The following is a 13,666-nucleotide window of genomic DNA, read 5'->3' on the forward strand; positions in this document are numbered from 1 at the left end:
CTTTTTTAAGTCCGCCAATCACTAGGTATGATTTTTGCATAAATAGACTTTACATCTTACAAACGATTTTGGAGGAGGCAGTCAGTGAGCTATAAGATCATTGTTGCAGGCGGTGGGCTGATTGGAACTTCGACAGCCTACTACCTTGCAAAATCAGGTGCGGATGTGACCCTGCTTGAATCGAAAGATATTGCATCCGGGACATCCGGAGCTTGCGACCGGGCCATCATGCTCCAATCAAAAAAACCCGGTCCAACCCTGGATTTGGCAAAAGAAAGCGCAAAACTGTATGAGAATCTTGAAGATGAACTGGAAGCCGACCTTGAATATAGAAAAGGCGGCGGAATGATCATTATTGAAACGATGGAAGAAATGAAGGCTATGGAGGATATGATCAGGCGGCAACAAAAAGCAGGGATAGATGTACGGCTAATATCCGGTGACGAAGCCCGGGAACGCCAGCCGGGCTTATCAAAAGAGCTGCTTGGTTCGACTTGGTGGGAGCATGATGCGGAAGTCAATCCATTAAATGTCTCATTCGCTATGGCAAGAGCTGCCCAAAGGTTGGGGGCCAAAGTTAAATTGCAGTCCCCTGTCACAGGGTTGATAGTCGAAAAAAACCGTATCATCGGAGTCGAGGTATCGGGAGAAAAACTCTACGCTGATGCGGTTGTAATGGCCGGGGGCGTATGGACGCCTATGCTGTTTAAGCAGATAGGGGTAGACGTTCCCATTATCCCAAGACGCGGCCAGATCCTTGTGTCCGAAAGACTGGACCCATTTTTACACTGCAATATTCTCAGTGCATCTTATATTGCAAACAAATTAAAAGAATCTGCCGATCCTTTTGGGATTGGTTTAGCTATCGGGCAAACCCGCAGCGGGACGTTGTTAATCGGCGGTTCCCGCCAGTTTGCCGGATATAATACGAAACCATCTTCCGAGATTACCCAGAAAATTGGCGAAGCAGCAGTACGCGCTTTTCCCGAATTGGCAAATGTAAGGATTATCAGGGCATTTGCCGGTCTCCGCCCTTATACGCCTGATGGCATGCCTGTTCTTGGTTCCATCGATGGTATGGACGGTATTTATATAGCCGCCGGGCATGAGGGAGATGGTGTTGCACTTGCCCCGATTACCGGAAAAATAATGGCACAGGTTGTATGCGGAGCAGATCCCGGAATAGACATTCGGCCGTTTTCATTGAGCCGTTTCAATCAGCACGGCACTGGTACAGAGGGAGTGAATACAAATTGTCTGGTTCCTTAAGAATAAACACCTTTAAAAAACCAAAAGAAATTGAATTCTATTTTAACAATGAAAAATTAACCGGCTATGAAGGGGAGCCGATTGCCGCTTCTTTGCTTGCCCATGGCATTAAAACGATCCGGGTATGTGAGGTTACAGGTGAAAGCCGCGGAATATTTTGCGGAATCGGCCATTGCTATGAATGTCGGGCAGATGTCGACGGCATCCCTAATGTCCGTACTTGTTTGACTCCAAACAAGCAAGGAACGAGGGTTTTTTCACCGAAGGAGAATTCAAGAGATGAAAGTTGACGCTGCCATCATCGGGGCCGGGCCCTCGGGTCTTGCCGCGGCGATAGAATTGGTCCAAAACGGCTTATCTGTTGCTGTCATTGATGAGTATTACCGGGCGGGCGGGAGATTGCTTGGACAGCATTATGAAGATCGCAAAGCTCCGCCTGATGAAAGGATTTGGAATGGAAAAGAAATTGCTGAAAAACTGGAGGAGAAAGCACGCAATCTAGGGGTTCATATTTTTACTGGTGTGACAGCGTGGTCTGTCAGCGGAAAATGGAAGATAGATGTAACCGGAGAGAAAGTAAACGCGATTATCTCAAAAGTATTGTTGTTAGCCACGGGTTCGATTGAGAAAGCTTTGCCCATTCCCGGGTGGACGCTTCCCGGAGCCGTCAGCATAGGTGCTGCCCAGACGTTTACCAATCTGCATCATGTAGCGGTTGGAAAAAAAGTGATGATTGTTGGGATTGACCCGCTCTCATTGTCAGTCATGATAGAGATGAAAAATGCCGGCATCGATGTGGCAGGCATGGCCTTGCCGCCTCTGTCACCGGCAACCGGCCAAAATCATTCGCCTAGACAAACGCTGGAGCGGCTTAAGGATGTGGCGGGCCTTGCTCCTAATCCTCTTATGCGAATGGCAGGCACATTTGCTTTAGGCCGGTTCCCCAATCTGGCAGCCCGGGCATTAAAATTCAATTTTCTTAAGGTGAATGGTGTCCCCATTTATTTACGTAAATCGGTTGCAAAAATTGAAGGGGAAAAGAAGGTTGAAGCTGTTACTCTACAATCTGTTTCCGTTGATGGGCGCCCTGCCGGGAAAATTGAACAAATAGAAGTCGATACAGTTTGTCTATCCGCGGGCCTTTACCCAATGGCCGATCTCGCCCAGGTAGCGGGATGCCCGATTATTGATATCCCCGAATTGGGAGGGATGGTACCATTGCATGGGCCTGATATGTCCACCTCTGTAAAAGGATTATATGTAGCGGGAAATATTACCGGGATTGAAGGAGCAAAAGTCGCTATGGCGCAAGGGAATCTGGCGGCATCATCCATTTTGAAATCCATGGGAAGGAAAAGTTCGATTTCAGTCAATGAAGCAATGATGAAGGTGAAGAAAGCAAGGGAAATCTCTCCGCTCCGTTTTCTTCCCAAAATCGAAGAAGGGCGTTCGAAGATGAATGAGATATGGAAGAAGGAAGGCATTGTATGAGTGACATGATTATTTGCCGGTGTGAAGGTGTCTGTTTATCGGAAATTTTGAATGCAATGGATGAAGGAGCCGATAGTGTACCCGGGATTAAAAAAAGGGTGAGGGTCGGAATGGGCTATTGTCAGGGCAGGGTTTGCCAGCCGATTGTCCGTGAGATCATAGAATCCAAAAAGGGCAAACAAGCCCCTCCCCTGCAGCATGCGCAGGCTCCGGTCCGTCCTGTCCTTTTAAGTGATATCATTAGAAAATAAAGCTTTGATTTGGAGGTAAATTGATGTACTTACATGGAACCGCATCAATCAATGATGAAGGCCATCTTGAAATTGGCGGATGCGATACAGTGGAATTAGTTGAAGAATACGGCACCCCATTATATGTGTATGATGTGGAATTAATCAGGACTCGTGCACGTTCTTTTAAAAAGATGTTTGAAAAATATGGAGTGAAATCGCAGGTTGCGTATGCCAGCAAAGCCTTCTCGTCCATCGCGATGCTTCAGCTTGTCCATGAAGAGGGCCTCTCCCTGGATGTAGTTTCCGGCGGGGAGCTGTATACGGCTATTGCTGCTAAATTTCCTGTAGAAAAAATTCATTTTCACGGAAACAACAAAAGTGAAGAGGAACTGGAAATGGCGTTGGACCAAAGAATCGGCTGCATTGTTGTCGATAATTTTCATGAGCTTCACATGCTCCGCCATTTGTGTCGGGAAAGAAAACAAGCAGTCAATATATTGCTTCGCGTGACGCCGGGGATTGAGGCCCATACGCATGACTATATCACCACTGGACAGGAGGATTCGAAATTCGGATTTGACTTGGAGAACGGACAGGCGGAAACAGCGCTGGCCATCTCTTTGGAAAGCGGGTATTTGAATCCGCTTGGGCTGCATTGCCATATCGGATCGCAAATTTTTGAAACAGCCGGATTTGTGATGGCCGCCAAAAAAGTATTGGGAAAATTAAGTGAATGGAACAGAGAGTATGGTTTCCTGCCGGAGGTACTGAATCTTGGGGGCGGCTTTGGCATCCGCTATACAGATGAGGATACGCCGCTTTCTCCGGAGCAGTATGTTGAAAAAGTGATTATCGAAGTGAGAAAAGAAACTGAGCGTCTGTCGCTTTCGATGCCGGAAATATGGATTGAGCCGGGCCGCTCGCTTGTCGGGGACGCAGGCACGACTCTTTATTCAATCGGTTCCAGAAAAGACGTGCCGAATATTAGGAAATATGTGGCCATTGACGGCGGGATGAGCGACAATATCAGACCTGCTTTATATGACGCCAAATATGAAGCCATACTGGCCAATAGGGCGCATGACAAGCAGGACGAAGTGGTGTCAATTGCGGGGAAGTGCTGTGAATCCGGTGATATGCTCATTTGGGACCTCCCTCTTCCCGCCCCGGATAAAGATGATATTTTGGCGGTTTTCTGCACGGGTGCATATGGATATGCCATGGCCAACAATTACAACCGTATTCCCAGGCCGCCGGTCGTTTTTGTGGAAAATGGAGAAAGCAGGCTTGTCATCAAGCGTGAGTCCTACGAGGATCTCGTCAGATTGGATGTGCCAATCGTGGAAAAATCCTCCATTTAAAGTGGTTAATCGGTTTCCCTCCCTGTGTGTTAATATGATATAAATTATAAAATTTGTAATGTTGCACAGTTTAGGGGGAAATAGGATGGCTGCACATGATCCAATTTCAGTTTTAGTTATTGGCTATCGAAAAGACCTATTGGATAAAATGACGGATTGGTTTGGTCTGGGAGTTGTTTCCCTCGTTGCCGTGGTTGATCCGCTTGCAGACAAAAACCCTAAGGATATTCCATTTTTTCATTCTGCCGAAAAGTTGAATGAACAAGAAATCCATATCATTTTGGTCGCCGGAAATGAAGAGGTTTATCGGAAAGAAGCGGAAAAGCTTGCCGGGAAAAATAGAGTGGTGGTTACGCCGGAAACATTTTGGATCCTTGAAAAATTGGCTCAGGAAGCAAGTAAAATTCAATCGCTGACCGAAAAGCAACAGTTTTATCAAACCATTTTAATGCACTCACATGAAGGTGTGCAATTTGTTGATTCTGACGGCATAATTCGCTTCATTAACCCTTCTTTTTCGAGAATTACTAATGTTTCGCCTGAAGAAAGGCTTGGGAAGCACATTGGAGAGGTATCTCCGGATGGATCATTGAACAAAGCTTTTAAAACGAGAGCACCTGTTTTCGGATATAAGTCTTCCAGTATGGGCTCTAATGTTGAAACAGTCGCCAATGCTGCTCCCATTTTTGTGGAAGGCAAGTTCATAGGGGCCGTTGCGACTTTCCAAGATGTGACTGAAGTAAAATACTTGACGGAAAAGCTGATGGAACACGAACAAGAACAGAGAATGATCAGTCAGCAATCAAGTGACAAATATGAATCCAAATATTCACTTCATCATATTATCGGTGAAAGTGATGAAATCACAGAAACTATAAACATGGCCAAAAAGGCAGCGCGTACCCGTTCTACCGTTTTAATTACCGGCGAAAGCGGGACCGGAAAGGAATTATTTGCCCATGCCATTCATACAGAAAGCAAGCTTAGTGACAAACCATTTGTCACTGTCAACTGTGCAGCGATTCCGGAGGATTTACTGGAAAGCGAGCTGTTCGGCTATGAAAAAGGTGCGTTTACGCACGCCATAAAGCAAAAGGCCGGCAAAATTGAATTGGCCAATGGCGGGTCTTTGTTTTTAGATGAAATTGGTGAGATGAGCCTCTCCTTGCAGGTGAAACTATTAAGGGTTTTACAACATAGGGAGTTTGAGAGAATAGGCGGCGTGAAGAAAATTCATGTTGATTTTCGTATCATTGCTGCAACAAATGCTGATTTGGAAACATTGGTTTCAGAAGGAAAGTTTCGTGAAGATTTATATTATCGGTTGAATGTCATCCGCCTTGAAGTGCCTCCTTTGAGAAAAAGAAAACAGGATATACCTTTGCTGGTGCAGGAGTTGTTGAATGGGATATCACAGAGAATCGGGCTGAATCCAATGCAGCTTACAAACAGAGGAATTTCCATTTTATCTGAACACAATTGGCCGGGAAACATTCGGGAACTGGAGAATGTTTTAGAAAGACTGATGAATGAGAGCCCTTCATCTGTCATACCGGATGCCTTGGTATTGAAACAGATCAAAAGAATAATAGGCACTTCTTCTGCCCCAAAGGGGATAGAACATGATGTATCTTCATCCGCACCGTCGATTTTGCCTTTAAAGGATGTCGAAAAAGAACATATTCAACAGACTTTACAGCATTTCGGGAGTTCATTGGAAAGTAAAAAGCAGGCGGCCCGTTCTTTGGGAATCTCTATTTCAACCCTCTATAATAAGATCAGGGATTATCAACTGGAATGATACGTGATTACGGGAAAGGCGGTATTGTCAGTGGGGAAAAAGAAAAATTTGAATCTTTTAATTATCGGAGGCGATCAGCGGTACTTGGAAGTCATTGATCAATTGGCTTCAAAGGGGCTCCGCATTTTTTTAGCAGGATTTAATCAAATAAGTTTCTCCCATTCCAATATATACAACAAAATGCTGGATCAGGTGAATTTCGAGCAAGTTGATGCTATTTTGCTGCCGTTGAACGGAACAAGTGCCGATGGCGAGGTCGAAGCCGTTTATTCGGATGAATCTTTAAAGCTGATGCCCGAAATGTTGAAGCTTACGCCGAGTCATTGCATAGTGTACACAGGAATTTCCAATGATTATTTGGATGGAGCTGCAAAGCAGGCCGGCAGAGATCTCGTTCGTCTGACCGACCGCGATGACGTAGCCGTTTTAAACTCGATCCCAACAGCCGAAGCAGCGTTAAAGATCGCCATTGAGGAGACAGATCATACAATTCATGGTTCCAAGGTGATGGTGCTGGGATTTGGCAGAACGGGTGTAACGTTAGCAAGGCTATTCTCATCCGTAGGTGCTCAAGTCAGCGTGGCTGCCAGAAAAGATTCCGACTTTGCGCGAATTATTGAAATGGGGCTGCGTCCTGTTCATTTGGATCATTTGGCTGATTATATTTCTGAAATTGATATTTGTATGAATACGGTTCCTCATATGCTTTTGGATGCGGCCATTCTTTCAAAAATGGCGAAGTCTTCCTTGATTATTGATATTGCTTCCAAGCCGGGAGGTACTGACTTTGCATTTGCCAAGGAAAAAGGTTTAAAGGCTGTCCATGCCCTTGGATTGCCTGGAAAGACTGCGCCGAAAACGGCAGGGGGTATAATTAGCGAGGTATTGTACAAGCTGTTGATTGCAGATTAGTGTTTCAGAAATTGCAGATCAAAAAGCGGCAGGGGAGCCGCCTAATCATATTGAACTGAATAACGCTATACCTGTCATTACATTATGGCAGGTTTTTTTATAAGGAAAAAAGTATATGTTTTTAAGAATGACTGACTAGCTCCGGCGCCTAACCCCGCAAGGATCAAGCCACTTCCCTGTTCTCTTACGAACTACCCCCTTTTTCCGTCTCATCTGCGACACTGGTGAATGTCCTTTCAAGACAATGGCACTCCTTTTAAAATATATGGAAAACTTTTGTTTAATACACTCTCTCTATGGAGGGCTTATGTAAAGGTGATCATTCCAAACCCCAGGCAGTAAAGATTTATGGAATTCTCTTTTGCAGGCAAATATTACTGCATGTGAGGAACTAACGGAGAACTCGTATGTTGTGAGTGTTGGATATGTTGAAAACTCGTTGATTACCCAACATGAAATTGTATATACTGTAAGCAGGAGGTGGGATTCTCATGTCTCAAGAACATGAAGAAGAAGTATTATGGGAAACAGTCGCCATTTTAAAAGAGCAAAACCATTCTGAAAACGCCTTGGTTTTATTCAAAAGACTGATTGAAGGAACATTATCAAAATTAGGGCTCCCAACAGCATTTTTAGATGAAGTGAAAATAGATCTGCCCTCCAACGAGTTCATAATTCGCATTCGTGCACAAGATAAAAAAATTTACGAATCCCTAAAAAGTAAAGACACTACGGCAGCTTACGAAAACCTGGTGGATTACGTTGAAAAACTTTCCGAAGTGATTCCTGAGTTAGACCGAAAGGGAATTCTGGCCAAAATTATAGCCGGACAAACGCAGATGCGGGTGTCTGTTATGCCAAGTTCGGCTACAACTATACCACTGCAGGAAGAAGTGGACTATGCGAATAGTTATAGTACGCTTGAAGCTGCTAAAATTATCGGCGTATCTGATCAAACGATTCGGCGTTGGTGCGAAAAAGGGAAATATCCGGATGCTAAAAAAACAGAAGGCAATCGTTGGCGTATTCCAAAAAAATATTTCAAAATCACTCTTGAAGAAGCAAGAAAGCGGAAAGCCTTTGAACATCAGCTAAATGAATTCAATGCCCAATATGGGGAGGTTAATGACGATGACTTCCTATAATTCATCCTCCCCAATTGTTTTGCTTGATACAACTGTACTTTGTGGAGCCATTCGAGGAGAAGGAATCAACCGTCAAATACTAACCATGGCAGCTCAGACCATTGATTATCGAGTGGTTATCTCAAGAGTATGTTTAATGGAATTCCTGCGAAATGCAACACATGATGGAATCGGTGGGGCTATTTATCCAATTGAAATAGTTGAAGGTTTCTTGAATCATTTCGTTTATCCCATCCTGGAAAATTCCCCTGCTGTAAATAGCAGGGTTGGTCGTCACCATTGGGAAATTGTCAGGCGAAACGAGATGAAAATTGGAAAGGCCCTTGCAGAAATCAGTGAACTTTCAACTGAAAAGGCTGTTCTTTTAGCCGAAGAAAACGGATTGCAGAAGCCGTTACGTCAGTATGATGAACAAGATGTTCATGTCTGGGTAACGGCTATTCAAGAGAACTGTTCATACATAGTGACGAATAATACTAGACGCTTTCCTGAAACGATTGGAAAGATTAAACGAATAAAACCTGGTGAATTTTACAATATGGTGATAGATTAATATGTTCTTAGTTAAAATCGGGTTTTTTAATCATATTTACCTTCTTTTAATGATAAGGGCACCGATCCCTACTATCCAAATATACGAAAAGAAAAATATCCATAGATAAAGAATTGAAATAGACTCGTATCCTAATAGCGTAAAAACTGCTAAAGCCACAAATAAAGATGCTAAGGAAATATGTGATGAATATGCAAAAAAACGGAAAACATTGTGGATGACTCGTTCATCTGCTTCGGGCAAATTATCTTTTTTTCGTTTTTGTTTAATTACTTGAATTACTGTCAAAATAATAGTTGCTACAAAACCACCTGTAAGTACCTCATACGGAAATTCACCTTGAAAAAAATAGAAAAGAAATGAACCCAGAACAGCACCTATAAAAGTACAAGTTATAATAAAGAATGGCGTCCATTTTTCTAAAATTCTTCTCCGTTTTTTTCTGTCTTTTACACTCATTTGTCATCCTCCTCTAAAGTAAATATTTCATCGATTGGCATATCAAAATATGCAACTATTTTTAATGCTAATTCAAGACTGGGATTATACTTGTTTTTTTCAATTGCATTTATAGTTTGACGAGTGACTTGCAGATCCTCAGCCATTTTAATTTGAGTTATCCCCTTCTTTTTGCGGATTTCTCTAATATGGTTAACTACTGTCATTAATCAAACCTCCATATAAAGTAAAGATACCTTTACATTTATATTGGCAAAAAACCGAGTGAATGTAAAGATACCTTTACGTTCACTCGGTTTTTTGCCACACAATTATCCGATTTATAATACAGTAATCATTGTCCTTTTTAGGGTATTTTCACTGAAAAACTCACATTTCCCAATAACGCCGAAGCAAATAGGAGATCCATTTACAATGAGGGTGGTGGCGGATATTCTCCAGCAAGCCTTTCACGATGGCGGGGCTGAGGGCCGGCTTCAGCAAATGTTCTTTTAACAGGACAAGTGATTCTTTTTCGATTGAATCTTCCATTTCCTCCATCTTTTCTTGAATCAGTTCAAGAATTTGTTCTTTCGTTGCTTTTTCGCTTGCCGGACAAACCTGCGCTATTTCTTTTGTAATAAAGGGAATGGTCGTATGCCTTGCCAGTATATTGGTTTTTTCCACAAGCGATTGGGAAAGCAATTCTAAATCAACCGGTGCATCACTGAATAAAAGAATCTGTGAATAAGTATTCAAAAATCCCTTGATGCAATAGATTAAATCATATTTGGCTTCTTTGATTTCCTCGCGGTACAACCGTTCCACTATGGTTAAAATTACTTCCTCGAATGATTTTTCATAGGTGCGCATTTTATTTACAAACTTTTCATCAAGTGTATGCATCTGCTCCTTAAGAAATATTTTGGCGAAGTCCGAGTGCTTTTGAAAAGAATCAAACGTTGCCTGATAAAAATCATATAAGAGAGTCTCATTTTCTGTATTTCTGACCAAGTAGTCAATTTCTAATAAATCCTGCATCGTAAAATGATCAAGCAACTCTAATATCAATTCGTCCTTCGACTTGAAGGACAGGTAGAATGCACCTTTGGAAATGCCGCAATGTTCTGTTATTTGCTGAACAGACGTAGATTCAAATCCTTGCTTGGCAAAAAGCTCCAATGCCTTCTCCATGATTAACTGTTTTTTTGCCATTTTAATCGATCGCTCCCCGGGTATTCATTGACAAATGACCAACCGGTCATTATTATAGGAAACGGTAAGGAAAAAGTCAATTTTGGGCAGGTGTAATTGTGAACGGGTTAGTCAATTTTGTCTTAAAGAATAAACTTGCGGTATGGCTGTTAACAATCATCATTACGGTATCCGGTATTTACTCGGGGACACGAATGAAAACGGAGACGATCCCGGATATCTCCATTCCTTTTTTAATGGTAACGGGTGTATATCCAGGAGCGACTCCTGAACAGGTAATGGAAGAAGTCTCCATGCCGATAGAAAAAGCGACAGAAGGCCTGGACCATGTGAAAGCTGTTTATTCCAATTCCTATTCCAATATGGCGAGCATCCAGGTGGAGTATGAATATGGGATCGATATGGATGAGGCGAAAAGGGAATTAAAATCGGCTTTGGATAATGTTGAATTGCCGGAAGGGGCAGAGGAGCCGACAACATCCGCCATCAGCATGAACATGATGCCGGTTATTGCCCTGAGTGTCAGCAGCTCAAAAGAAGATATTGTTGAATTAACGTCAACAGTAGAAGAAGGTTTGCTGCCGAAAATCGAAAAGCTTGATGGAGTGGCCTCCGCTACCATCACCGGCCAGCATATCGAAGAAGTGGACCTCACGTACGATAAAGCGAAATTGGATGAATTGGATTTGACGGAAGATAAAGTCAAAGAAATGATCCAAGCCAGCAACATGGACGTTTCATTAGGACTTTATGAGTTTAAGGAAGGCGAGCAGGCTGTTGAAATTGACGGCAAATTCATGACTGTCAAAGAATTGAAGGATATGTTAATTCCTGTCACGCCGTCTGCTGCCAATCCATCGCCATTTGTGAAGCTTGGCGACATCGCAAAAGTCAAGACAGTCGGGAAGGTTGAATCGGTTTCCCGTACAAACGGAAAAGATGCCATTGCAATTCAAATTGTCAAAGATCAGCAGGCGAACACGGTTGATGTTGTCAATAAAGTAAAGAAATTAATTAAAGAAGAAAAGTCGAAGTATGATGGCCTTTCCATTGATGTAACGCTTGACCAGGGAGAACCGATCGAGGATTCCGTGGCAACGATGATTGAAAAAGCGTTATTTGGCGGATTGATCGCTATACTAATCATCCTTCTTTTCCTCCGGGATTTTAAATCAACGCTTATTTCGATCATATCAATTCCAGTATCAATTTTCATGGCATTAATGCTATTGAACTGGTTGGATATCACGTTGAATATTATGACGCTCGGTGCGGTTACGGTTGCGATTGGCCGGGTCATCGATGATTCGATTGTCGTTGTTGAAAATATTTACCGGCGCTTGCATTTGAAAGAGGAAAAACTAAACGGCCGCGCACTTATACGCGAAGCGACCATCGAAATGTTCAAACCGATTATGTCATCGACATTAGTGACGGTTGCTGTCTTTGCTCCGATGATTTTTGTCGGCGGAATGGTCGGCGAATTGTTCATGCCGTTCGCCTTGACAATGGCCTTTGCGCTTGGGGCCTCGTTGCTTGTGGCGATTACCATTGTGCCAGCTCTTTCGCATTTCTTGTTTAAAAAGAAGTTGTATGGCGAAAAAACCGAAAAAAGCCACAAAGGTCCCGGGAAACTGGCAAATGGGTATAAGAGATTTCTTAATGGGGTTCTTAACCATAAAATCATTGCGTCAGTGCTTGCGATTGCTTTACTTGCGGGCAGCTTGGCGTTAACGCCGCTTATTGGTTTCAGCTTTTTGGGCAGCGACGAAGAAAAAGTGATGTATTTAACGTACACGCCAAAAGCAGGGGAACTGCGTGAGGACACCCTGGAAAATGTTAAAGTTGTTGAAGATAAAATGCTGAAGCGTGATGATATTGACATTGTGCAAGTGTCTGTCACAGAAGCGGGGGATCCTTCCGCTGCCATGATGGGCGGAGGCGCCGGCGGAGCCTTAATGTTTTTGATTTTTGACCCGGATATGGAGAACTTCCCAGAGGCAAGGGAAAAAATAGAAAAGTATGTAACGACGCTTGATCAATCAGGAACTTGGAAAAACCAGGACTTCTCGTCAATGTCAGGCACCACCAATGAGGTGAGTTACACACTTTACAGCGAAAACTTAAATAAACTGAACGAATCGGTTGAACGGGTAGAAGACATCATGAAGAAAAATGATGGACTTAAAGATGTTTCTTCCAGTGCCGAGGAGGCTTTTGTCAAATATACATTTAGGGTGGAACAGGCTGAATTGCTGAAATACGGATTGACAACAGGGCAGCTCGCAATGATGTTAAATCCGCAAAAAACTAAAGATGTCTTGACGACAGTGGAAAAGGATGGAAATTCTTTAGATGTCATTGTTCAGCAAGAACAAGCGGATCAGCCGGATACTGTAGATGAACTTCTGGATAAGAAAATTCCAACAGCGCTTGGTGATACAGTGCCGCTTTCAGATCTCGTCAAAGTGAAGAAAGGATCCACGTACAATACACTTGACCGCAGTAAAGGCGAATATTATGCAACGGTTTCAGGGAAAGTGAAAGGCGATGACATTTCTAAAGTTACTTCACAAATTGGTAAAAAAGTAGATCAATTGGATCTGCCAAAAGGCGTGACTGTCGAAACTGCAGGCGTGCAGGCAGATATGGATGAAACATTTACACAGCTTGGCATGGCCATGCTGGCAGCGGTCGCCATTGTATATTTCATCCTTGTTGTTACCTTCCATGAAGGTGTTGCGCCATTTGCTATTCTTTTCTCACTGCCATTTACCGTAATCGGAGCTTTTGCCGGCTTGTTCCTTGCCGGTGAAACCATCTCAGTCTCCGTTATGATGGGGTTATTGATGCTGATCGGTATTGTTGTGACGAACGCCATCGTTCTGGTTGACCGGATTGTCCGAATGGAACGGGCCGGATTGACAATGCGCCAGGCGGTATTGGAAGCCGGGGCAACGCGTCTCCGCCCAATCCTGATGACCGCAATTGCTACAATTGGCGCGCTGATTCCATTGGCGCTTGGCAATGGCGGAGGAGGGTTGATTTCAAGAGGTCTTGGAATCACCGTCATCGGCGGTTTGGCAAGTTCGACATTACTCACTCTGATCATTGTGCCAATCGTATATGAAGTATTGTCTAAGTTATTCAAGAAAAACCGCAGAGAAATAGAAGAGAATTAATAAGAAAAGCGCAAGGCGCGCAGCCTTAGGCGACAAGCATAAGACAAGCGCTGAAGAAGGCGTAGT

13 protein-coding genes are annotated in these 13,666 nt (G+C 43.3%); 10 read left to right on the forward strand and 3 right to left on the reverse strand.

Annotated elements, in window-relative coordinates:
• The first annotated feature begins 84 nt into the window (after window positions 1-84).
• The 9 genes from FS666_RS09545 to FS666_RS09585 all read left to right on the forward strand — a co-directional run bounded on the left by FS666_RS09545 (window position 85) and on the right by FS666_RS09585 (window position 8,765).
• A complete protein-coding gene (locus tag FS666_RS09545) occupies window positions 85-1,269 on the forward strand; it encodes an NAD(P)/FAD-dependent oxidoreductase (protein ID WP_186306520.1) in 1,185 nt (394 codons plus the stop codon).
• Complete coding sequence (locus tag FS666_RS09550) at window positions 1,254-1,559, forward strand: (2Fe-2S)-binding protein (RefSeq protein ID WP_244943886.1); 306 nt, start codon at window positions 1,254-1,256, stop codon at window positions 1,557-1,559. Before FS666_RS09545 ends, FS666_RS09550 begins: the two co-directional genes overlap by 16 nt.
• Window positions 1,549-2,760: an NAD(P)/FAD-dependent oxidoreductase gene (locus FS666_RS09555; RefSeq protein WP_144460753.1), complete on the forward strand. Its 1,212-nt coding sequence runs from the start codon at window positions 1,549-1,551 to the stop codon at window positions 2,758-2,760. The genes FS666_RS09550 and FS666_RS09555 overlap by 11 nt, the downstream gene beginning before the upstream one ends.
• A complete protein-coding gene (locus FS666_RS09560; protein ID WP_144460754.1) occupies window positions 2,757-3,011 on the forward strand; it encodes a (2Fe-2S)-binding protein in 255 nt (84 codons plus the stop codon). Before FS666_RS09555 ends, FS666_RS09560 begins: the two co-directional genes overlap by 4 nt.
• Window positions 3,012-3,034: 23 nt before the next feature.
• A complete protein-coding gene (lysA, locus tag FS666_RS09565; protein WP_144460755.1) occupies window positions 3,035-4,354 on the forward strand; it encodes a diaminopimelate decarboxylase in 1,320 nt (439 codons plus the stop codon).
• Window positions 4,355-4,439: 85 nt separating this feature from the next.
• Window positions 4,440-6,155, forward strand: a complete 1,716-nt coding sequence (locus FS666_RS09570) for a sigma-54 interaction domain-containing protein (RefSeq protein ID WP_186306521.1) — start codon at window positions 4,440-4,442, stop codon at window positions 6,153-6,155.
• A gap of 30 nt (window positions 6,156-6,185) precedes the next feature.
• Window positions 6,186-7,067, forward strand: coding sequence for a dipicolinic acid synthetase subunit A (dpaA, locus tag FS666_RS09575; RefSeq protein WP_244943887.1), 882 nt, complete (start codon window positions 6,186-6,188; stop codon window positions 7,065-7,067).
• Between the two features lie 491 nt (window positions 7,068-7,558).
• Window positions 7,559-8,212: a helix-turn-helix domain-containing protein gene (locus tag FS666_RS09580; protein WP_120071505.1), complete on the forward strand. Its 654-nt coding sequence runs from the start codon at window positions 7,559-7,561 to the stop codon at window positions 8,210-8,212.
• Window positions 8,199-8,765 (forward strand): PIN domain-containing protein, encoded by a 567-nt coding sequence (locus tag FS666_RS09585; RefSeq protein ID WP_164876300.1) that lies wholly within the window; start codon window positions 8,199-8,201, stop codon window positions 8,763-8,765. Before FS666_RS09580 ends, FS666_RS09585 begins: the two co-directional genes overlap by 14 nt.
• 36 nt (window positions 8,766-8,801) lie before the next feature.
• Here FS666_RS09585 and FS666_RS09590 read toward each other — a convergent pair whose 3' ends face one another.
• From FS666_RS09590 to FS666_RS09600, 3 genes are all read right to left on the reverse strand, one after another.
• Window positions 8,802-9,224, reverse strand: coding sequence for a hypothetical protein (locus tag FS666_RS09590; RefSeq protein WP_120071501.1), 423 nt, complete (start codon window positions 9,222-9,224; stop codon window positions 8,802-8,804).
• On the reverse strand, window positions 9,221-9,430 hold the full coding sequence (locus FS666_RS09595) for a helix-turn-helix transcriptional regulator (RefSeq protein ID WP_120071499.1): 210 nt from the start codon (window positions 9,428-9,430) through the stop codon (window positions 9,221-9,223). Before FS666_RS09595 ends, FS666_RS09590 begins: the two co-directional genes overlap by 4 nt.
• Window positions 9,431-9,593: 163 nt before the next feature.
• The gene (locus tag FS666_RS09600; RefSeq protein ID WP_120071497.1) at window positions 9,594-10,418 is read right to left on the reverse strand and encodes a TetR/AcrR family transcriptional regulator; all 825 of its coding nucleotides are present in this window, start codon (window positions 10,416-10,418) and stop codon (window positions 9,594-9,596) included.
• Between the two features lie 98 nt (window positions 10,419-10,516).
• Here FS666_RS09600 and FS666_RS09605 point away from each other — a divergent pair, with 98 nt between their 5' ends.
• The gene (locus FS666_RS09605) at window positions 10,517-13,600 is read left to right on the forward strand and encodes an efflux RND transporter permease subunit (protein ID WP_120071494.1); all 3,084 of its coding nucleotides are present in this window, start codon (window positions 10,517-10,519) and stop codon (window positions 13,598-13,600) included.
• The last annotated feature ends 66 nt before the right edge of the window (window positions 13,601-13,666 follow it).

It is taken from the genome of Siminovitchia fortis, assembly GCF_007681465.1.
Classification (GTDB): domain Bacteria; phylum Bacillota; class Bacilli; order Bacillales; family Bacillaceae_C; genus Siminovitchia; species Siminovitchia fortis.

What these genes read in the sequence shown, in the direction of transcription:
- FS666_RS09555 (WP_144460753.1), top strand. Translation starts at nt 1,549, where the DNA reads ATGAAAGTTGACGCTGCCATCATCGGGGCCGGGCCCTCGGGTCTTGCC.
- FS666_RS09590 (WP_120071501.1), bottom strand. Translation starts at nt 9,224, where the DNA reads ATGAGTGTAAAAGACAGAAAAAAACGGAGAAGAATTTTAGAAAAATGG.
- FS666_RS09580 (WP_120071505.1), top strand. Translation starts at nt 7,559, where the DNA reads ATGTCTCAAGAACATGAAGAAGAAGTATTATGGGAAACAGTCGCCATT.
- FS666_RS09600 (WP_120071497.1), bottom strand. Translation starts at nt 10,418, where the DNA reads ATGGCAAAAAAACAGTTAATCATGGAGAAGGCATTGGAGCTTTTTGCC.
- FS666_RS09595 (WP_120071499.1), bottom strand. Translation starts at nt 9,430, where the DNA reads ATGACAGTAGTTAACCATATTAGAGAAATCCGCAAAAAGAAGGGGATA.
- FS666_RS09560 (WP_144460754.1), top strand. Translation starts at nt 2,757, where the DNA reads ATGAGTGACATGATTATTTGCCGGTGTGAAGGTGTCTGTTTATCGGAA.
- FS666_RS09585 (WP_164876300.1), top strand. Translation starts at nt 8,199, where the DNA reads ATGACTTCCTATAATTCATCCTCCCCAATTGTTTTGCTTGATACAACT.
- FS666_RS09570 (WP_186306521.1), top strand. Translation starts at nt 4,440, where the DNA reads ATGGCTGCACATGATCCAATTTCAGTTTTAGTTATTGGCTATCGAAAA.
- lysA (WP_144460755.1), top strand. Translation starts at nt 3,035, where the DNA reads ATGTACTTACATGGAACCGCATCAATCAATGATGAAGGCCATCTTGAA.